Consider the following 17,904-nt stretch of genomic DNA (forward strand, 5'->3'; position numbering starts at 1 on the left):
AACCTGAGTTGCTCAGTTCACGTTCAGATCGGCGCCGCATGACTTGTTTATTCGCGTTTGAGTTCTGCACCGCAGAAAGAGCGAGACGGCACGCTCGGTTCCAGATCTGGAACGAGCGTAGTAAAGTCAGGTCCTAGTTCGGTGACGCTGGCGGTGGTGTGAGTTGTACCGTTCTGTTTCAAAAGGAATGAGCCAAGATGGAAGATCTTGACGATCTTTATTACTTTGCTTGCGTGGTCGAGAGGCGCGGATTCGCGGCCGCTTCGCGCGCACTTGGTATTCCCAAGTCTCGTCTATCGCGTCGACTCTCTGAACTGGAGAAGCGCTTGGGCGTTCGTCTATTGCAGCGTAACTCGCGAGCCTTTGCCGTTACCGATCTTGGTGCACAGTTCTATAAACACTGCCAGGCCGTCGTTCTGGAAGCTACCCGCGCATACACATTGGCTAACGACAGCCGAGTTGAGCCTATGGGAGTTGTACGCATCTCTTGCCCTACGGGCTTGGGGCGGACGCTTGTGGTTGATCTGCTCCCGGCGCTTTGCCGAAACTATCCCAAGCTGCGACCCGTGGTGCGTATCAGCGGTGTCTTTGTCAATCTTATCGAAGACAGCGTTGATGTCGCGGTACGCGCCAGTACAGTGCCATTGGAGTCTTCGGGAATGGTGTGCCGCACTGTTTGTACTATCCCCTACGCTGTTGTCGCCAGTCCTCTATACCTCTCCCAGCGCGGTACCCCCAAAACGCCTGAGGATCTACTCCGATTTGATCACTTGACTCGCGATTGTTCGGAGCAGCCCGTTTGCTACCAGTTCTCCGGAATCGGAGGTAGAAGAGATACCCATGTCCAACCTTCGCTGCGCTGCGATGACCTTCTAATGCTGCGAAGCTTGGCAATCTCCGGCATCGGAATTACTACTCTTCCAGAGTATCTTTGTCACGAGGCACTTGCTGCAGGCCAACTGGTCAAGGTGCTGCCTGCATGGGGAATACCGGACGCCACACTTTACCTGCTCTTTCCCTCACGTGAGGGCCTGTCCACTGCTGTGCGAGCATGTATCGACTATCTGTTGATTCACCTTCCGAAGGCACTTGATCCTAAGGCAGCATAAGACGCAACGCCCCTGATGTGGATTGTTGTGATCTGTCAACTTACCAGCAATGGCCGCTCGACTCCTAAGCTCACGTTTACATCACTGACCAGATGGAGATACCTCAGGCTTGGACGCTGCCAGTTAGCATCACGAAATGGGCGTTCTCAGTGCCTACAATCCGAGCAATCGATCCTGCAGCAGTTGCTCGAAGTGCAATCGCGAAGCCTTCATTCAAGCGCACCCGTTCGTCCCCAATCTCGAGCTGGATAGCACCGCGAACTATGTAGAACCATCCCCCCCAAGTCTTGGTGACCGGTACTTCGACGGATGTACCAGCGTCCACATATCCATCCAAGAATGAAAATGGCTGGGGAAGTCGAGCCGGCGAGGACAAGCCGAAAAGTTCCCCGGCCACTACTCGGACCAACACGCCCTTCTGACGGTACTCCGGAACATCGGCTGAGTTGAGATGAACGGCGTATGGCGGGATCGCTTTCTTACTCAGAGGTAGATCAACGAAAATTTGCAGAGCATGGACGACCGCGTTGTCGCTTTCAGGTTTTTCGTCGTGCTCGGCGCCTTGGCCGGCCACCATCCAATGCATATCGCCTTGACGTATAGGGAGATTGTTCCCCATCGAATCCTCGTTCAGGTGTGCACTCCTGGAGTCCTGAAATACGTAAGTGACGGCCGAGATCCCTTCGTGACGATGAAGGCCGAATGTCTCCCTTCGCATCCAGAAATGGTCGACCATAAGCAATGGTCCCATCGGTTCGCTGAACACGCGCGGGCGGAAACTATGAGCGAAGAAGTGATCGCCGAAAGCCAATGGGGCGCCTCGTCTTGGTTCCGACATTACTGAAATATTCGATGTCATGCGACACTCCAAATTTGATTGCATTGTTCTGGTGGCGATGTCAAACACTCACGCACTGAGGGGCTCCTCTCTATCTGGAAGAACACGAGTGCGTAGTCCTCAATGTCTCGATCGATCAGCCTCTTTGTTCGTATGGCCCGATGCGCATCCACAATCACTTCGGTGACGTTCAGCGCCCCCCGTCGCATGCTGAACGATCACGCCACTGAAGTCATTCTGGTTGCTGGAAGGGGTACTCCATTTCCTGCCGAACAAACACCTTTCCAAAGACGTCATGCCAGTACTCTGCTCTATGCAGCGGTGAAACGGTGCTGGTCGAATGAACTGTCTGCTGCATGGACGCCTTTGAAACTCATTGCATAGGCCAGTAACCAGGTACGCTTCCTGTCGTACTCGTACTAGTTGTCTCCAGAAGTATGGCTGGCCAGAAGTGCCTCGACGGCCAATGCGATTGAAAGCACGCGGCCATCCGACATAGCGCTTCCGCCGAGCATCAGTCCAACTGGTGCCGCTCCATCCTCATGGCAGGGCAGTGAGATAGCACACCCGTCGAATAGGTTGAACAGCTTCGCATTACGCATGACGCGAAGATTCGTCGCATAGTAGAGCTCATCAGAGGCTTCAAGAGGCGCCAAAGGCGGAGCAACCATGGGAGCCGTCGGCATAATCAACGCCGCACAGTCCGATATCTCGGTGCTGACCTTCGCGGACCACCTCTGGCGGGCTAGCAGTAGGCTTGCGTAGGAGCTGTTGGAGATGTCGGCTCCCGCTTCGATGCGTAGGCGGACTCTCGGGTCGTAATCGGCGGCGTGCACTGCCAGAAGATCCCGGTGATGCAGCCACGCTTCGCGAGAGTAGATCTCGCCAAAGCTGTTGCTTTCTTCCAGCGACGACAACCTACGCTCCACAATGAGGACACCCGCACGCGAGAGGATTGCTAGCGAGCGCTCGAAGCTCGCCGCAACAGCAGGCTCCAGGTCATTGAGGACGAAGTTCGAGGGCAGCAACAAGCGCAACCCTCGAAGGTCTGTCGGGAACAGGTAATGACTCGCGCCTTCCGCCATCACCCGGTCCAGCGTCACGCAGCATCCTACGCTGCGGCCGATACTACCGACCGAGTCCAAGGGGGGGGCGAGCGGAAACACACCTGCATGAGAGATCCGTCTCGCAGTCGGTTTGAATCCGACCAATCCGCAGAAGGCTGCCGGGATGCGGACTGATCCTCCCGTGTCAGTGCCGATTGCGGCTAAGGCCATCCCATCACTGACCGAGACAGCCGCGCCGGCCGATGATCCGCCAGGGATACGCCCCGTGTTCCGATCATAGGGGCACAGCGGCGTGCCGAAGTGTGGGTTCAAGCCTAATGCGGAGAAGGCGAACTCGGTCATGTTGGTACGACCGGTGAAGAGCGCACCGGCCGATGTCAGTCGGCGAACGACCTCGGAATCCTCATGCGCTGGTTGAGTTCGACTCAACGCCTTTGATCCTGCAGTTGTAACCTGACCAGCTTCGTCGAAGTTATCCTTGAGGGATAAAGCAATACCCTCTAGAATCCCGCGAGGCTTACCTTGCGAGCGACGCGCGTCTGATACTCGGGCTTGCTGATGGAGCTGGTGGTTCACTCGAACGTAGGTACGGTTTCCCTCACCATGCGACGCATGGATGGCTAAGTGGATACTCTCGGCAAGCGAAGCCGCAGTTAGCGATCCGCGCGCCAGAGCCATACTCGTCGCTGTCAAAGTGCCTAGCATCTCGCTCATGCGCGTGCTTACTTGCTTTGAGCCGCAGTGCGCTGCCACTGCACATCGAGTTTGGCCGAAGTGTCCTTGAGCAGATTGAAGACGGGGCTGCGCGCAAGCGTTTCCTGCGCCGCAGCGGCGAGGGCTTCAGCTGATTCATTGGTCGCTACCGACACAACGGCAGTGACCTCGTTGAAGTAGGGCAGCACGCCCTGCATACCGAGCCGCCCCCGGATGTCGATCGCAAACTCCGCGCTCAGTTCTGCGCCTGAATACTGAAAGCCACGGACGGATGCAATACGTTGAAATGTGATGGCGAGGCAACCACATAATGCACCAAGAACAACTTGAAGAGGTGACGGGCCAGTGCCAGTACCATTAGGCGAAGCCTCGTCTATGGAGAACTCTCCGGAGTCTCCGATTACGACGGTTCTGATCGCGCCGAAGTTCTTTGCTTTGATTGATTTCCGTCGCACGATGGGTGCGCTCATTTCTTGTTCAGAGAACATTTGATACCTCAGGTTTTCGGCTGTTTTCCGTGAAAAGCATCTTCCAGGAGTCTTCGGATTGCCACGTGCTCGACTGGGCGTGGACTGTAGTATGGGGACAGCATCGCCAGTTCAGCGGCACGATCGAGGTCAGATTGCTGCATGCCAATCTCTCGTAGCGACGTTGGGCCACCCAGGCGTTTAACGAAAGACCACAACTCGCTTGCTGCGCTTGCATCGCTGCCGAGGGCACGCGCCACGCGTGATATCGCCTCAGAGGCGGCCTGCGCGTTGTAATCTACCGCGTAGGGGAGTACCACTGTGTGCGTTTCGGCATGAGGTAAGCCGAAACTCCCTCCCAATGTGTGGCACAGCTTGTGGTGCAGCGACATGCCGACTCCCGCCAGCGCCATACCGGCAAGCCACGAGCCATAGAAGGACACCCTACGAGCCTCGGGATCTCCGGGATTAGCGATCACAATAGGCAAGCTTTGCGCGATGGCACGAATGCTTTCTTCAGCCATCAATGAGATTATGGGGTTGGCGTCCTGCGCATACAACGCCTCTACGCTATGTGCCATTGCATTCATTGCGCTGGTGAGAGACAGTTTTGGTGGCATCGAGACGATAAGCATCGGGTCGTAGATGACCGTCTTGGGCAGACTCGCAGGATCACGATGTCCATGCTTGACGCCGTTCTCCGTCATCCCATAGATCGGCGTTACCTCCGAGCCGGAGTAAGTTGTCGGCACTGCGATGATCGGGAGCTGTTGCTCCACCGCCACTGCCTTTGCCAGGCCAATTGTGGACCCTCCACCCAACGCAACAATGCTGTCCGCTGCACTAGCCTTCGCTCGAAGTCGGACGGCCTGGGCTACCTCGATCCGCACGTGCGGTGCTTCTTCGTTGAAGTGGTCGACGAGGCGAGAGCCCAGTGCCTTGACAACGGCTTCGGCTTCCGCCTGCTTGCTGGGCGTGCTGATAAGAAGCACGCGCTTGCCACCGAGCCGCTCGACTTCCTGCTCAATTCTCAGCAAACCTCCGAGCTCGACGATTACCCGCAGGGACAACGCTTCGTATATGAACCGATCCATTCTTAGTACTTTCCTTGCCGTTATCGCGGCATGTCGCAGTCACGCAAAGGGTTCCCCTGCTCGTCCCAGTGCTCAAACGTGCGTGGATCCGGTAGAACTGCAGTGCAGTGCTTGCAGGTGCGAAGCTCGACGTCGTCATTGAAGGCGAAGATGATCTCCTTGAGACCCTTCTCGATGTCTTCACACCAGAAATCGTGGCGATGCAGAAGATTGCCGCAGTTCTCGCAGAACCAGGCGGCGGAATCCTTCTCATCAGGCTTGCGGGGTACTTCGATGACCAGGCCGACGCTTCCAGGTGGACGCCGTGGCGAATGGGGGACGTTCTTTGGCAAAAGGAATAGTTCCCCTTCATTGACCCTTTGGACCTTCGTGCTTCCATGCTCGTCGATATAGTTAACGAAGATGTGCCCTTTCAGCTGAAAGAAGATCTCATCCCAGGGATCGATGTGAAAATCGTTGCGCGCATTCGGGCCGCAGATGATCTGGTAGACGAAATCGGTGTTCTTGAAGACTTCCTTGTTGCCAATAGCTCCATTGACTGCAGGCATGTACTTGTCAATCCATGCTTGTTGATTGAAGGCTGGTTTGACATTGCCAGGGGATGGAAACATATTCGACTACTCCAAGTTGTGCGCCAGAGGCAAGCTTCTCTGCAAGAAACTTCCCGGCAGAAATGTGAACTTTGCGATACCGTTACAGTTCGGCAAGGTTAGCAGCTCATCTCCGAAGAAGATAGCTCGGTGGCGTCAACGCACCGTTCTATATTCGGAACGGTGACGTGGCGATCCTGGCCTGCTGCTTTCGAAACAGAAGGAGCGGTGGAAGGCGTATGTCGTCAGAAGGGGTAGTGAGGAATGTCCGGTGAAACCGTGAGCCACTTCCAAACCATGTACTCGTCCCTCCAAACCAGGTTTCCCGTGCGGGAGCCGTTACCGGAAGCACCCATTCCGCCAATCGGCGCCGACACCCAGCACGACGGTTGCTGAAATCGCCTATCGCAGCGGCTTTATTCCCCACTTCAATCATCTCTACAAGCGGCGATTTGGTTTAACGCCGAGTGAATACCGGGCGACAATTCGCCAAATCCCTAAGCAGCGATAAAGAACTCGCGCATGAGTGCAAGCAGCAAGCCATCTTCGCCCTGTAGCGAATCTAGCACGCTGAAATGGTCTTGCCCTTCCACTGGCAGGAACCGGCTTCGATTACCTGCGCTGGCCCAGCGCCCGGCCATCGCTTGGCTTTGCTCCTGGAACGCCGAGGTTTCGTCACCCCCTGCCAAGAAGAAGCCCGCCGGCAGTCGGTTCGAGTGCACTCGGTAGAGAGGCGAGCAGTCGTGGGCCTCCACAGGGTCGAGCGCCAGCTTCTGGTTGAGTGAGGTGCTCACCAACGGGATGAGGTCGAAGATGCCGCTGATGCAGATGACGGCCTTAACTTGCGTGTGCCATGCCGAGGACGGGTCCGCGGCAAGCTCGATTGCGAGATGAGCACCTGCAGAGTGGCCGCACAAGAACAGAGGCAGACTCTTCTGGTTCTCAGGCAGTGTCCCCATGAGGGTCGGGACGGCCGCACGCACCGCCTCGGTAATCTGCGGGATACGGACCTCCGGGGACAGCGGATAGTTAACCATGACTACATTGCATCCAGYATCGGCCAAAGCCGGAGCGAGAAAACGGAACTGCGCCTTGTCGCGTGAATGCCAGAATCCCGCGTGAAAGTAGAGCAGCGTGCCTCGCGCATCGCCGACTGCGGGGCAGAGATCAAGGGTCTGCCGCTCATGCGGACCGTAACGGAGATCCAGCTGCCAGCGATGTGAGTTCAGGGCTTGGACGTTGAGTGGTTCGAATCCGGCAAGTAGCGAAGCAAAACTGTCACGGAATTGCCCCGATAGGTACTGGTACTCGGCGCCACGGTCGTCTTGCGGTCTCGCAGATTGGAGATTCATCGCCTCCGGTCCGGCGCTCATGGCGTGAGCCTTCCGCCATTGAGATGCAACACCTGGCCGGTCATATAGCCAGACGCCGGGCCAGCCAGAAAAAGGATAGGCCCCACCACATCGGCGGGCACCGCCACCCGCCCCAGGGGAATGGTTGCAACGTACTTTTCCACCATGGCGTCGAACCAGCTTCGGTCCGCGTCGCCGTCCTCTCTTGCGGGCCGCCAACCAGAAAATCGGTTTTCTCTACCGCGCCCGGAGCGACCACATTGGCCCTGATTCGCGGTGCACACTCCGCCGCAAGGGCCTTCGTGAGACTCACCAGCCCGCCTTTGGACGATGCATAGGCGCCCATCCCAGGCATCACCTGGTAGGCCAGGGAAGACGCCACGGTAACGATCGCTGCCTGCTCGCTCTTGCGCAGCATGGGCAGAAACGCATTGGCGAGCAGGTAGGCCGAGGTCAGATTCACGGACATCAGGTGGTTCCACTGGGACAAGGAAACCTCGGCAAGCGGTCGCCGTGGCAGGATCGGGTATCCGCAAAGGAAAACGAACGAGTCCACGCGGTCCCATTGTGTTGCGACTTCCGCGGCGGCCGCTTGAATTGTGGCAGGGTCGTTGGCGTCGAAGCCGATGTAACGGGCGCCTTCGACCTTCGTGTCGTCGCGCATGCCTCCAGGCAAATCCAGCACGACGACTTCGACGCCGCTTGCGATAGCTTGGGCGACCAGCTCGCGCCCGATGCCGCCGCATCCGCCTGCGACCACCATGCGACTCGAGCGAGCCGGGCCCAGTCTGTTTTCGTATGACACCATCATTTCACCTCCTGAAGATCGATACCGTATTTGCCCGGACTGATGACGCCATTGGGGTCCAGCGCCTGCTTGATCGCCCGGCATGCCCGCCGCAGCGAAGGCATCATCTGCTCCATGTGCAGGTCGGCGTAGTCGGCTGGTGCGCGGCCCACGCCGATGCCTCTCTTGGCAAATTCGAGTGTGAGCTCGCGATAGCAGGCATCTGCCCTTGCGTTCTCGTTCGCGTCCTCCTTGTTCCAGACCAAGACATGAAGACCGCGGGCGAAACGTGCTGACGCCACGTGCATCACGACGTAGTCCATTCCGTGCTTCTCGTAGATGGAACGGCCCAACCGGTCGAGTTCCATATCGTTACTGGAAATGCTCCTATGGATTGGTTCTCGTAGTACGAATCAAGCGCGTATCAAATTTGACGTCGGTCAGCCCTGAGGAGCCAGTTCAACACGCAAGCCGGTTAACGTTGGCAGCAGCACGATCTGGCAACTCAGGCGCGACGTTCCCTCTCGATAATGGTCTGACTCGGAGAGCAGATCGACTTCATCCTCATCAGGTGGACTAACTTGTGGAGAACCGTCGCTGACATATACGTGGCAGGTTGCACACGATTTCGTCCCACCACATGTGGCTGCCACAGGAAGCCCCCGCGCCTTAAGGGCCTCCATGAGCGTTAAGCCCGGCGTGCCCGTAACTGTAAGTTGGCTGATATGGCCTTTCCGATCGGTGGCTTCGATTTGTATATCGAACATAGGTGATTCCTTAAACATGGAACAGGATTTACTTAGCCGGTTCTTCTTCTGTCAACCGACCCGTTCGGATATCGCGCAGACTGACAAGTGGGTTGCACAACAATGCGGCTGGGAACGTACGCCTTTCAGCGATCATTTTCTTGGCTGCGGCGAAGTCACCCGGTGCATTGACACATTGAATCGCCGTCATTCGATCGGCGTTCTGATAGATGACGCTGAAGCGGCCGCTCTGCGGTTCACCGCGCACCAGTTCTGTGTCGCCTGGCAAAGTCAGTCCCGCCATTTGCAACTTGATGTCGAATTGATCTGACCAGAACCAAGGTACTTCGTCATGTTCTGCGGATTGCCCAGACATCGCCGCTGCGGCTCGCCTAGCTTGCGAGATAGCGTTCTGTACTGACTCCAACCGCTGAGGCGTGTCAAACCCTTCGCGGCAACTGACTGTGCAGTCGCCGGCAGCGAACACATTGGGGTCGGTGGTACGTCCGTCGCGATCGACCATGATCCCGCGATCGACCCGAACGCCATCGTTGCGTGCCAGCCCATCGCTGGCTTGATTCCCAACGCTCACAAGCACCATGTCAGCGGACAGTCGGCGGCCATCCGCCAGTACAACGGCGCTGACGCGCTGTTCACCCTCGATATGCGTTACGCTCGCCCGCGTCAGCACGCGCACGCCCCGTTTTTCATGCTCGCCTTGCAGGTATCGAGCGACCACCGGAGAGAGCGACCGTGACAGAACCATGGATTGGTTCTCCAGAACAGTGACCTCACAGCCGGCTTGGCGCGCCGTTGCCGCGAACTCCATGCCAACATAGCCGCCGCCGATGATGACGATCGGTCTTCCCTCCACCAGGTAATCCCGCAAGCGATCCGTATCGTCCAGCGTCTTGAGCTCACAAACCCCATTCAGCTCGGAGCCGGGGATCGTCAATCGGCGTGCCTCACCGCCCGTGGCCAGCAACAGCTTGTCGTAGCCAAGCATCGCGCCTTTGCCCAGGTACACGCAGCGTTGCGCGCGATCGATCTCAGTGACCTCGGTGCCCAAGCACAACTCGATGTTTTGCTCGGCGTACAGCTGAGCGGGGCGGAGCCAAAGCCTGTCGCGCGCCAGATCGCCCATCAGATAAGACTTTGACAGTGGGGGACGCTCGTACGGTGGCCAAGTCTCCCTGCCGATAACCACGATGCGTCCCGCGTACCCGAACTCGCGTAGCGCGAACGCGGCTTCGGCACCAGCCAAGCCGGCGCCCACGATGACGATGCTGGAGTCGGATGTCATAGCCTTCGAGCCTCTGTCCTCACAGCGGAACGGCCAGCATGTTGTCGATGCTGAACGAGTCAACTATCACCAACCGCTTGCGCAGCTTGAGTTCCCCGTCGATCTCCGCCAGAACGTCTTCGTAGCGTCCGACAATGTAGATAGAAGAGTTGCCCTCAAGATCGCTCTGCATGACCAGCAGGTTAGCGCTGGCGAGGATAGTGCCGTCGGCAGCCTTGTTGGTTCGCACGTTGGTGATGTAGTGGCGCATATACATCTGCCGGTAGGTCAGCGAGTCCTGAATGAGCATTTCCACGCGGTCTTTGACCATACCGTGCGTGTAGCAACCCAGCAGCGGAGCGGGCAGGCCCGCATCGTGATTCTCGCGCGAGACCACGCGGTAGTCGCAGTTGTCTGAGGCGAAATACCCAGGCCACTCGGCAAACCGACGCTGATTCAAGGCGTCTGCGTAGTCGAAGTTGAAGCGCTTTACGCGTTCTTGCAGGAAGAGAGACATTAAACGGGCTCCGTTTCGAGGTTCGAGTTGCCGGCTGGGGGAAAGCCCATCAAACGGTGATAGTGCTTCCAGAAGCCGCGAATAGAGATTTCCTGCGACAGGTAGTCCGTGTCTTTAATCTCACCTACGCCACCCATTTCGAGCACGGAGTGGTCGCCAAGGCGGGCCTTCGCACCTTCTTGCACCAGACGCAGTGCTTCGCCGTCCTCCATAGAGATGTAGCCGGCCGGGCCGATGAGGTTGACCGCGAGCAAGCGGTTGTGCAATTGTTCCGATGTGTCGCCTTCGAAGCCCAGGTAGGTGATGTGCAGTTCGACCGCATTCGGTCCCTTGGGGCGTAGGTGACGAATGGCGTATGTGTTGTCGACCTGGGCCACAATCAGAGTCGGGAACATGGACAGGAGCGTTGTCTTGTAGTTGTCGCCTAGGTCAAGCGGGACCTGCAGCAATGCCGGGTCATGCATCTTCAGGTCGGGCATGAGCTTGCCTGTGTCAGCGTAGGCTCCTTCGAGCTTGCCCAGATCGGCGTTGTCGTCAGCACTCATGATCGAATGATTCCAGGTGTTCTTGCCATCTTTGTCGAGCTTGATACCGCCCTGCATCGCCGGTGTCTGGATGCCAAACGAAACTTGGAACAGGTGCAGCAGCGACGCGTGGTAAGGGTCGCGGACGTTCTCGTTGTAGAGCTTCCAGTTTCCCTGGATCTTCTGTCGCAGGTAACCAATGACCTTGGGCTTGCGCTGAACGAGAAGGCGGTCAATCTGCGCCAGGCTGTGCGGGCCGATAAAGTCGTCGAGCGCCTCGGTAGCGTCGCTGTAGGTGCCGAAGATCAATCCGCCTCGAGTTGCCACGCGAAGCGTGCGCAGACCGTGATCCTTCTTGTCAAAGCAGGGCGGCATGCCGCCTTTTCCGTTGTGACCCTTCTCCAGCGGGACGCCGGTGAGGTCGCCCGCGAGGTTGTATGTCCACAGATGGTAAGGGCAGGTGTGGCGCTTGGCATTGCCGCGCACTTTGTCGACGATGCGTGAACCGCGATGCGCGCAGCTATTTTCGAACGCATGGACTGATCCGTCCTTGGCGCGTGTCACAACGATCTGGGTGTCGCCGACCCAGGTGGTCAGAAAGTCTCCCCACTCCGGTATTTCGCATTCCATTCCCAAGTAGTTCCAGAGCGCGCCGCGGAACAGACGTTCCATTTCCAGGCGATAGATTTGCGGGTCAGTGAATACGTCATAGGGCACGCGTGAGAAGTCCGCGGCCGGCCATTCCAGAGGCCTGCCGAGTCTCGGCGGTGTCGATGCTGAGGTGCTATTGTTCATACGAAACTTTCCTTTGAATTCAAGTGGTTTTCAAACACCGAGATATCGGTGCCAGAGATCGCAGTCTTTAGCCAATGCGGTTGAATCCCCTTCCCAGGCCACGCGGCCTCGTTCGAGAATGGTGTGGCGATCGACCAGTTGGATGAGTCGCTCGACGTACTTGTCGATTACCAGGATGCTGAGCCCAGTGCCCCGCAACAGCGCCAGACAACGCCAGATCTCGGCACGCACCAAAGGCGCGAGTCCCTCGGTGGCTTCGTCGAGGATCAACAGGCGCGGATTAGTCATCAGCGCCCTTCCGATGGCAAGCATCTGCTGCTCGCCGCCAGAGAGCTGGTTTCCCATATTGGTGGCCCGCTCACTCAAACGTGGAAACAACTCAAGAACGCGAGGGAGCGTCCAGCGACCGTCGCCCGATCGATTGGCGGCAAAGGCCGTCAGGTTCTCGTGCACGCTCAGGTTCGGAAATATCTGTCGGCCCTCAGGAACGACCGCAATGCCCAGCTGCGCGATTTCGCTCGTTGACAAGCCGTCAATGCGCTGGCCGAGGAAGTAAATCTCGCCGCGGCGCGGCGGCGTCAGGCCGAGAACCGAGCGCACCAGTGTGGTCCTGCCCATGCCGTTTCTCCCGAGCAAGGCGTGTGCACTGCCTGCTTGGATCTGGAGACTGACCCCGGACAGCACCTGGCTTTGCCCATAGGCCGTGTCGATGTCGATAATGTCAAGCAGAGCGGTCATGCGATGTCCTCCTCGCCCAGATAGGCCCGGACGACGTCTGGATTGCTACGAATCTCCTCGGGGGTTCCCGTAGCGATGATGCTTCCGTAAACGAGCACGGAGATGCGATCCGCCAAGCGAAACACGGCGTCCATGTCATGCTCGACGAGCATGACGGTCATCTGCCCGCGCAGGCCCTCGATCATCTCGACCATGCGGCTTGATTCCTGCGGACCCATGCCGGCCATCGGCTCGTCCAGCAGCAACATGCGCGGCGAAGTTGCCAACGCAATGCCTACTTCCAACAGCCGTTGGTCACCATAGGACAGGCTTGTCGCCGGACGCAGTGCATGCTCAGTCAGCGCCAGCCGATCAAGAACAGCCGCGGCTTCATCGCGCAACGCGGTGTCGCGCTGAATTGGACGCCAGAATGAAAGGCTATGGCCGCGCCGAGCCTGCACGGCGAGCGCAACGTTGTCTATCACACTTAGGCAACGGAATACATTGGTGATCTGGTAAGAGCGAGCAATGCCAAGCTGCACGCGCTCATTGACCGGCAGGGTCGTGATGTCGTGTGTATCCAGGGTGATCGTGCCAGCGTCGGACTTCAGCGTGCCGGCGATCTGGTGAATCAGCGTAGTCTTGCCGGCGCCGTTCGGACCGATCAACGCGTGCACTTCGTGAGGCCGAACCTGCAAATGTAGATCGTCGGTAACGCGCAGACCACCGAACTGCTTTCGAAGGCCACGGATTTCAAGCAATGATTTAGACATTCTGCAACTCCTTGCGTGCGCCGCCGGGGAGACGCCAGCCAGCCACACGTGCCAGCACGAGCGCGAGCAGCAGGAGCCCCATCGGCAACTGCCACCGTTCGGTGTAGTGGGACAAGACCTCCTCAAGACCAAGGAAGACGGCTGCGCCGACAACACCGGCCCACGGACGCCCGAGGCCGCCGACGATCACCATGACCATCAACATGCCTGATTGCGACCAGTGCATCACTGACGGACTGATGAAGCGATTGAGCTCGACGTTGAGCACGCCTGCCAGGCCGCATAGCACGGCAGCAATCACGAAGGCCACCAGCTTATAGCGATAGACGGGAAAGCCGATCGTGCTCATGCGCTCCTCGTTCTCACGCACGCCTATCAAAACGCGGCCGAAGCGCGATTGAATCAGCCGATGAACCAACAGCAACGCGAAAGCCAGCAGCACCAGGGCCAGGTAGTAGAACCCCATGTCCCCGCGTGTCGGCCACCAGGCTTCCCATCCGAAACTCGAGCGCCGGCTCATCGAGAGCCCATCGTCGCCACCATAACCGCGCATGGAGACGAAGACGTAATAGACCATCTGAGCCAGCGCCAGGGTGATCATCAAGAATTGAACGCCTTGTGTGCGCAGACTGATCGCGCCCGTGACGGCGGCCAACAGCGCGACGGTGCCAAGCGCCATCGGCCATGCCACCCATGCATTGCCAATGCCGTGTTGGGCGGCGATGGCCACCACGTAGCCGCCGATGCCGAGGAAGGCGGCATGGCCGAAGCTGACCATACCGCCGTAGCCGAGAACTAGGTTCAAGCTAGTCGCGGCCAAGGCGTAAATCATGATGCGCGTCAACAGACCTAGATAAAAATCCTGCCCCGTCGCGACGAGCAGCGTCGGCAATACGGCGAGACCTAGACCGACCAAAATGAATGCAATGAGCCCGCGCCTCATGATGACGCCCTCTCTTGCGTTGCGCTTGTCAGTAAAGACAGGCGGCGTAGCCACTTTGGCAACATGCTTGTCGCGCCGGGGCAGAACAGGCCCATGGGCTTGACCATTAGCACCACAGCCATCAACAGGTACACCGACATCGACGCCAACGCGGGTCCGAGGTCGGAGGCGATTTGCGCGGAAAAGACCCTGCCCAGAAGGCCCGGCAGCCAGGCGCGACCCATCGAGTCAACCATACCGACCAGCAGCGCGGCAATGAAGGCGCCACGGATCGAACCGACGCCGCCGACGACCACCACCACGAAGGCAAGAATCAGAACCTCCTCACCCATTCCGACCTGGACCGACATCAGCGGCGCGAGCGCGGCGCCCGCCAGCCCGGACAGAGCCGCACCGAGCGCAAAAATCGCGGTGAACAGCCGCCGCACGTTCACGCCCATCATCTGCACCATTTCACGATTTGAGGCACCAGCTCGCACCCACATACCGACCCTGGTGCGCGAGACGATCCAGTACAACAGCAGGGCCACAACGACGCCTGCGACGATCGTGGCCATCCGGTAGGTCGAGTAACGCAGATCGCCGACGATGGGAACTGAACCCGACAACGCAGCAGGTATGTCGTAGGGCAGGGGCTGTACCCCCCACACAATGCGGACGGATTCGTTGAAGATCAGAATCAGCGCGAAGGTGGCGAGCACCTGGGTCAGGTGATCCTGGCGGTAGAGCCGCCGGATCAACACGATTTCCAGCACCGCGCCGAACAGTCCCATGAATAGCAGGGCGCCCAGCAAGCCGATGACGTAGGAGCCGCTGAGCGCGGTCAGCGTCGCTGCGCTGTAGGCGCCCAGCATGTACAACGAGCCGTGCGCGAGGTTGACCAGGTTCATGATCCCGAACACCAAAGTCAGGCCGGCGGCAAACAGGAACAGCATGAGGCTGTATTGCAACCCGTTCAGGAGTTGTTCGATCCACAGCATGGTTTCCACTCACCTTTTCTTGCACGCCGCGCCGTAGGCGTCGGCGTGGTCGCTCAGGACGCGCGACTCGGTCTTGTTGTAGAGGCGACCCTTGGCGTCGCGCGAGACTACGCGAACGAAGTAGTCCTGGACGGGAAAGCGGTTAGCACCGAGACTGAACTTGCCGCGAACCGACTTGAATTTGCTTTCGGACAAGGCCTTGCGCAGCGCTTTTGGATCGTCCACGTTGCCGCCGATCGCGCGAACCGCAGCGTCGACCATCATGATTGCGTCGTAGCCTTGGGAGGCGTAAAAACTTGGCAAGCGGCCGAAAGCTTTCTCGAAGGCGGCGACGAACTCGCGGCTCTGTGCGGTGTCGGTGTCGGTGGACCAGTGGCCGGTGTTGTAGAGGCCGAGCATTGCATCGCCACTGGCGGCAAAGGTGTCCTGGTCGGCCGAGAACTGGTTGGTCAGAAGAGTTGTCTTTTCTGAGATCCCTGCGGCGCGGTACTGCTTGGCGAAGTTGATCCCCATGCTACCGGGCAGGAAGAAGTACACGGCGTCAGGTTTTTGCTCGCGCAGTCGCGCGATTTCCACTGCGAAGTCAAGTTGACCAAGCTTGGGGTAGAGCTCCTCGATCACCTCGCCTTTGAAGAATCGTTTGAAGCCGGTGGCGGCGTCACGCCCAGCCGGGTAGTTCGGTGCTACCAGAACCACGCGCTTGTAGCCCTTGTCGTGCGCATACTTTCCAGCGGCCTCATGGACAGCGTCGTTCGGCCAACTCACACTGAAAAAGCCGCTGTCGCATTGCTCCCCTGCATACTGTGACGGGCCAGCATTGGAGCTGAGATAGACGCTTCCGTTCTCCAGCGCGACTGGCGCCGCCGCAAGAAGGATGTTGGAGTAAATGATGCCCGTCAGCACCTGTACCTTGTCCTTCTTGATCAGCCGCTCGGCGATTTGCTTGGCGGCGCCGGGGTTGAACTGGTCGTCTGCCACAATCAGCTGAGTCTGCTGCCCCCCAACCTTGCCCGAGAGTTGTTTGACGGCGAGTTCAATGCCGTCTCGCATATCGACGCCCGGTACCGCCTGGGCACCGCTCAGGGTTGTCATGACCCCGATGCGAAGTTCTGCTGCGCTGGCAACGGCCATGCCCGTGCACGCTATGAGTAAAAGGCCCCAATGGGTGATTCGGTTCATTGCTTGTCTCCTGTAAAAAGTATGTTGTCGTCTCGCTCGGTAGCAAGACTGTTCATGACTCGGGTGGTGCTCCGGCCCAGGCGCGCCGCAACAACCCGGCAATGGCTTCACGGTCCAGTGGGCGCGGGTTCCAGTAGGGGTTTGTCAGGGCAAGGTCGGAGATGCGTTCCAGATCGGAGGCTGCCACGCCCAGATCGCGTAATGCGGTTGGCGCGCCGAGCTCATTTGCAAGCTCATACAGTCCCACACTGGCCTGGGGCCGTCCGATCGCGCGAGCGACGCGCCGCATCGCCTCGGGCGCGGCCGGTGCGTTGTAGGCCAAGGTGTGCGGCAACATCACGGCATGGGTTTCTGCGTGCGGCAGATCCAAGCTGCCGCCGAGCACATGGCACAGCTTGTGATGTAACGCCATACCCGCTTGCCCAAGCACCGTGCCGCACAGCCAGGCGCCGTACAGACAGTCGCCGCGCGCTGCGAGATCGCGCGGCGCCGCAACCACCCGGGGCAAGCCGGCGGCGAGGGCCCGAATACCCTCCTCGGCCATCAGGTTCAGCACAGGATTGCTGTCACACGCGTACAACCCTTCGGCGGCATGTGCGATAGCGTTCAAACCACTGGTGACAGACAGGGCCACGGGCAACCCAGACGTCAATTCGGGGTCGTAAATTACAGCGCGCGGCAGTACGCGCAAATCGCGCCCGGTTCGCTTGGCAGCGCCCTCGGTCAGCCCATAGATCGGCGTCATTTCCGAGCCGGCATAGGTAGTCGGAACTGCGACTATAGGTAGCCCTATGTCGAGCGCGATCGCCTTTGCCAACCCGATCGTCGAGCCACCGCCGACCGCCACGACACCATCCGCGTTGAGTGAAGTTGCGTACGCACAAGCCTTGTGAGCGACCTCGATGGGCACGTGCATGCGCGCACCGTCGAACAGACCTACGCAACGCTTGCCCAACAGGGCCGCGGCCGTCTCGGCCAGATCACGTTGATTGGGTGTGCACAGCACAAGCGCGCGTTCAATTCCCATCGCCGCCACTTCATCCGCGAGGCGGCCAAGACCGCCGGTAGCGAACACCGTGCGCATGGCCGATGCGTTGTAGACGAAGTCAAGCATGGCCCAAGTCCTCGCCAGGAACGTAGTCAACCTGAAAACGAGCCACGCGTAGGTCACCGAGTTCGCGCCTGACGCGCAGATGCTCGGGATGCTCGGCATAGGCCTCGAGTGCCTGGAGCGAATGGAACTCGGTGTAGAGAACCACGTCGCAGGCGTAGTCGGTACCACTTACGTCGATGCCGACCTCCAGTTTATGCAGGCCCGGGATCAGCGAGCGCAAGCGCTCGAACTGCTGTTTGACCTGCTCGCTGGCGGTGCGCCTGGCGTCGGACGTGTCACCGCGAACCTTCCACATGACAATGTGCTTGATCATGGC

Annotated in this window: 20 protein-coding genes and 2 pseudogenes; 2 read left to right on the forward strand and 20 right to left on the reverse strand. The window is 58.8% G+C overall.

Annotated features, from left to right (window positions below):
* The first annotated feature begins 197 nt into the window (after nt 1-197).
* Complete coding sequence (locus tag AC1DUR_RS17250) at nt 198-1,109, forward strand: LysR substrate-binding domain-containing protein (protein ID WP_477721768.1); 912 nt, start codon at nt 198-200, stop codon at nt 1,107-1,109.
* Nucleotides 1,110-1,212: 103 nt separating this feature from the next.
* Here AC1DUR_RS17250 and AC1DUR_RS17255 read toward each other — a convergent pair whose 3' ends face one another.
* The 5 genes from AC1DUR_RS17255 to nbaC all read right to left on the reverse strand — a co-directional run bounded on the left by AC1DUR_RS17255 (nt 1,213) and on the right by nbaC (nt 5,900).
* On the reverse strand, nt 1,213-1,968 hold the full coding sequence (locus AC1DUR_RS17255) for a pirin family protein (RefSeq protein WP_477721769.1): 756 nt from the start codon (nt 1,966-1,968) through the stop codon (nt 1,213-1,215).
* Nucleotides 1,969-2,366: 398 nt separating this feature from the next.
* On the reverse strand, nt 2,367-3,719 hold the full coding sequence (locus AC1DUR_RS17260) for an amidase (RefSeq protein WP_477721845.1): 1,353 nt from the start codon (nt 3,717-3,719) through the stop codon (nt 2,367-2,369).
* A gap of 17 nt (nt 3,720-3,736) precedes the next feature.
* Nucleotides 3,737-4,216, reverse strand: coding sequence for an OsmC family protein (locus AC1DUR_RS17265; RefSeq protein ID WP_477721770.1), 480 nt, complete (start codon nt 4,214-4,216; stop codon nt 3,737-3,739).
* Nucleotides 4,217-4,224: 8 nt separating this feature from the next.
* Nucleotides 4,225-5,289 carry a maleylacetate reductase gene (locus tag AC1DUR_RS17270; RefSeq protein ID WP_477721771.1) on the reverse strand — a complete coding sequence of 355 codons (1,065 nt, stop codon included), beginning with the start codon at nt 5,287-5,289 and terminating at the stop codon, nt 4,225-4,227.
* A 20-nt stretch (nt 5,290-5,309) separates the two neighbouring features.
* On the reverse strand, nt 5,310-5,900 hold the full coding sequence (gene nbaC, locus AC1DUR_RS17275) for a 3-hydroxyanthranilate 3,4-dioxygenase (RefSeq protein WP_477721772.1): 591 nt from the start codon (nt 5,898-5,900) through the stop codon (nt 5,310-5,312).
* 367 nt (nt 5,901-6,267) lie between these two features.
* On the opposite strand from nbaC, the pseudogene AC1DUR_RS17280 reads away from it, so the two are divergent.
* A pseudogene (locus AC1DUR_RS17280) lies at nt 6,268-6,390 on the forward strand (hypothetical protein); the annotation flags it as partial.
* Here AC1DUR_RS17280 and AC1DUR_RS17285 read toward each other — a convergent pair.
* The 15 genes and pseudogenes from AC1DUR_RS17285 to AC1DUR_RS17355 all read right to left on the reverse strand — a co-directional run bounded on the left by AC1DUR_RS17285 (nt 6,377) and on the right by AC1DUR_RS17355 (nt 17,901).
* Nucleotides 6,377-7,252, reverse strand: a complete 876-nt coding sequence (locus AC1DUR_RS17285) for an alpha/beta hydrolase (RefSeq protein ID WP_477721773.1) — start codon at nt 7,250-7,252, stop codon at nt 6,377-6,379. The pseudogene AC1DUR_RS17280 and the gene AC1DUR_RS17285 overlap by 14 nt on opposite strands.
* Nucleotides 7,249-7,398 (reverse strand): SDR family oxidoreductase, encoded by a 150-nt coding sequence (locus AC1DUR_RS17290; protein ID WP_477721774.1) that lies wholly within the window; start codon nt 7,396-7,398, stop codon nt 7,249-7,251. The genes AC1DUR_RS17285 and AC1DUR_RS17290 overlap by 4 nt, the downstream gene beginning before the upstream one ends.
* 68 nt (nt 7,399-7,466) lie before the next feature.
* Nucleotides 7,467-8,123 (reverse strand): annotated as a pseudogene (locus AC1DUR_RS17295) (SDR family NAD(P)-dependent oxidoreductase); the annotation flags it as partial.
* Nucleotides 8,039-8,341, reverse strand: a complete 303-nt coding sequence (locus AC1DUR_RS17300) for a hypothetical protein (RefSeq protein WP_477721775.1) — start codon at nt 8,339-8,341, stop codon at nt 8,039-8,041. The pseudogene AC1DUR_RS17295 and the gene AC1DUR_RS17300, both read right to left, overlap by 85 nt.
* A 117-nt stretch (nt 8,342-8,458) precedes the next feature.
* Nucleotides 8,459-8,785, reverse strand: coding sequence for a 2Fe-2S iron-sulfur cluster-binding protein (locus tag AC1DUR_RS17305; protein WP_477721776.1), 327 nt, complete (start codon nt 8,783-8,785; stop codon nt 8,459-8,461).
* Nucleotides 8,786-8,813: 28 nt separating this feature from the next.
* Nucleotides 8,814-10,067 carry an NAD(P)/FAD-dependent oxidoreductase gene (locus AC1DUR_RS17310; protein ID WP_477721777.1) on the reverse strand — a complete coding sequence of 418 codons (1,254 nt, stop codon included), beginning with the start codon at nt 10,065-10,067 and terminating at the stop codon, nt 8,814-8,816.
* A gap of 19 nt (nt 10,068-10,086) precedes the next feature.
* Entirely contained in the window at nt 10,087-10,563 is a 477-nt protein-coding gene (locus tag AC1DUR_RS17315) for an aromatic-ring-hydroxylating dioxygenase subunit beta (protein ID WP_477721778.1), read from the reverse strand.
* Complete coding sequence (locus AC1DUR_RS17320; RefSeq protein ID WP_477721779.1) at nt 10,563-11,882, reverse strand: aromatic ring-hydroxylating oxygenase subunit alpha; 1,320 nt, start codon at nt 11,880-11,882, stop codon at nt 10,563-10,565. The genes AC1DUR_RS17315 and AC1DUR_RS17320 overlap by 1 nt, the downstream gene beginning before the upstream one ends.
* A gap of 30 nt (nt 11,883-11,912) precedes the next feature.
* A complete protein-coding gene (locus AC1DUR_RS17325; RefSeq protein ID WP_477721780.1) occupies nt 11,913-12,620 on the reverse strand; it encodes an ABC transporter ATP-binding protein in 708 nt (235 codons plus the stop codon).
* Nucleotides 12,617-13,372 (reverse strand): ABC transporter ATP-binding protein, encoded by a 756-nt coding sequence (locus AC1DUR_RS17330; protein WP_477721781.1) that lies wholly within the window; start codon nt 13,370-13,372, stop codon nt 12,617-12,619. The genes AC1DUR_RS17325 and AC1DUR_RS17330 overlap by 4 nt, the downstream gene beginning before the upstream one ends.
* The gene (locus tag AC1DUR_RS17335; RefSeq protein ID WP_477721782.1) at nt 13,365-14,315 is read right to left on the reverse strand and encodes a branched-chain amino acid ABC transporter permease; all 951 of its coding nucleotides are present in this window, start codon (nt 14,313-14,315) and stop codon (nt 13,365-13,367) included. Before AC1DUR_RS17335 ends, AC1DUR_RS17330 begins: the two co-directional genes overlap by 8 nt.
* Nucleotides 14,312-15,304 (reverse strand): branched-chain amino acid ABC transporter permease, encoded by a 993-nt coding sequence (locus AC1DUR_RS17340; protein ID WP_477721783.1) that lies wholly within the window; start codon nt 15,302-15,304, stop codon nt 14,312-14,314. Before AC1DUR_RS17340 ends, AC1DUR_RS17335 begins: the two co-directional genes overlap by 4 nt.
* Nucleotides 15,305-16,474 (reverse strand): ABC transporter substrate-binding protein, encoded by a 1,170-nt coding sequence (locus tag AC1DUR_RS17345; protein WP_477721784.1) that lies wholly within the window; start codon nt 16,472-16,474, stop codon nt 15,305-15,307.
* A gap of 52 nt (nt 16,475-16,526) precedes the next feature.
* Nucleotides 16,527-17,588, reverse strand: coding sequence for a maleylacetate reductase (locus AC1DUR_RS17350; protein WP_477721785.1), 1,062 nt, complete (start codon nt 17,586-17,588; stop codon nt 16,527-16,529).
* On the reverse strand, nt 17,581-17,901 hold the full coding sequence (locus AC1DUR_RS17355; RefSeq protein WP_477721786.1) for a Dabb family protein: 321 nt from the start codon (nt 17,899-17,901) through the stop codon (nt 17,581-17,583). Before AC1DUR_RS17355 ends, AC1DUR_RS17350 begins: the two co-directional genes overlap by 8 nt.
* Between the last annotated feature and the right edge of the window lie 3 nt (nt 17,902-17,904).

It is taken from the genome of Polaromonas sp. P4_F4 (assembly GCF_056401355.1).

Excerpts from the sequence above, each read along its gene's own strand:
- AC1DUR_RS17255 (WP_477721769.1), bottom strand. The coding sequence starts at position 1,968 with ATGACATCGAATATTTCAGTAATGTCGGAACCAAGACGAGGCGCCCCA.
- AC1DUR_RS17290 (WP_477721774.1), bottom strand. The coding sequence starts at position 7,398 with ATGGTGGAAAAGTACGTTGCAACCATTCCCCTGGGGCGGGTGGCGGTG.
- AC1DUR_RS17350 (WP_477721785.1), bottom strand. The coding sequence starts at position 17,588 with ATGCTTGACTTCGTCTACAACGCATCGGCCATGCGCACGGTGTTCGCT.
- AC1DUR_RS17320 (WP_477721779.1), bottom strand. The coding sequence starts at position 11,882 with ATGAACAATAGCACCTCAGCATCGACACCGCCGAGACTCGGCAGGCCT.
- AC1DUR_RS17310 (WP_477721777.1), bottom strand. The coding sequence starts at position 10,067 with ATGACATCCGACTCCAGCATCGTCATCGTGGGCGCCGGCTTGGCTGGT.
- AC1DUR_RS17325 (WP_477721780.1), bottom strand. The coding sequence starts at position 12,620 with ATGACCGCTCTGCTTGACATTATCGACATCGACACGGCCTATGGGCAA.
- AC1DUR_RS17315 (WP_477721778.1), bottom strand. The coding sequence starts at position 10,563 with ATGTCTCTCTTCCTGCAAGAACGCGTAAAGCGCTTCAACTTCGACTAC.
- AC1DUR_RS17345 (WP_477721784.1), bottom strand. The coding sequence starts at position 16,474 with ATGAACCGAATCACCCATTGGGGCCTTTTACTCATAGCGTGCACGGGC.
- AC1DUR_RS17250 (WP_477721768.1), top strand. The coding sequence starts at position 198 with ATGGAAGATCTTGACGATCTTTATTACTTTGCTTGCGTGGTCGAGAGG.
- AC1DUR_RS17300 (WP_477721775.1), bottom strand. The coding sequence starts at position 8,341 with ATGGACTACGTCGTGATGCACGTGGCGTCAGCACGTTTCGCCCGCGGT.
- AC1DUR_RS17335 (WP_477721782.1), bottom strand. The coding sequence starts at position 14,315 with ATGAGGCGCGGGCTCATTGCATTCATTTTGGTCGGTCTAGGTCTCGCC.
- AC1DUR_RS17270 (WP_477721771.1), bottom strand. The coding sequence starts at position 5,289 with ATGGATCGGTTCATATACGAAGCGTTGTCCCTGCGGGTAATCGTCGAG.
- AC1DUR_RS17330 (WP_477721781.1), bottom strand. The coding sequence starts at position 13,372 with ATGTCTAAATCATTGCTTGAAATCCGTGGCCTTCGAAAGCAGTTCGGT.
- AC1DUR_RS17260 (WP_477721845.1), bottom strand. The coding sequence starts at position 3,719 with ATGCTAGGCACTTTGACAGCGACGAGTATGGCTCTGGCGCGCGGATCG.
- AC1DUR_RS17265 (WP_477721770.1), bottom strand. The coding sequence starts at position 4,216 with ATGTTCTCTGAACAAGAAATGAGCGCACCCATCGTGCGACGGAAATCA.
- nbaC (WP_477721772.1), bottom strand. The coding sequence starts at position 5,900 with ATGTTTCCATCCCCTGGCAATGTCAAACCAGCCTTCAATCAACAAGCA.
- AC1DUR_RS17305 (WP_477721776.1), bottom strand. The coding sequence starts at position 8,785 with ATGTTCGATATACAAATCGAAGCCACCGATCGGAAAGGCCATATCAGC.
- AC1DUR_RS17355 (WP_477721786.1), bottom strand. The coding sequence starts at position 17,901 with ATGATCAAGCACATTGTCATGTGGAAGGTTCGCGGTGACACGTCCGAC.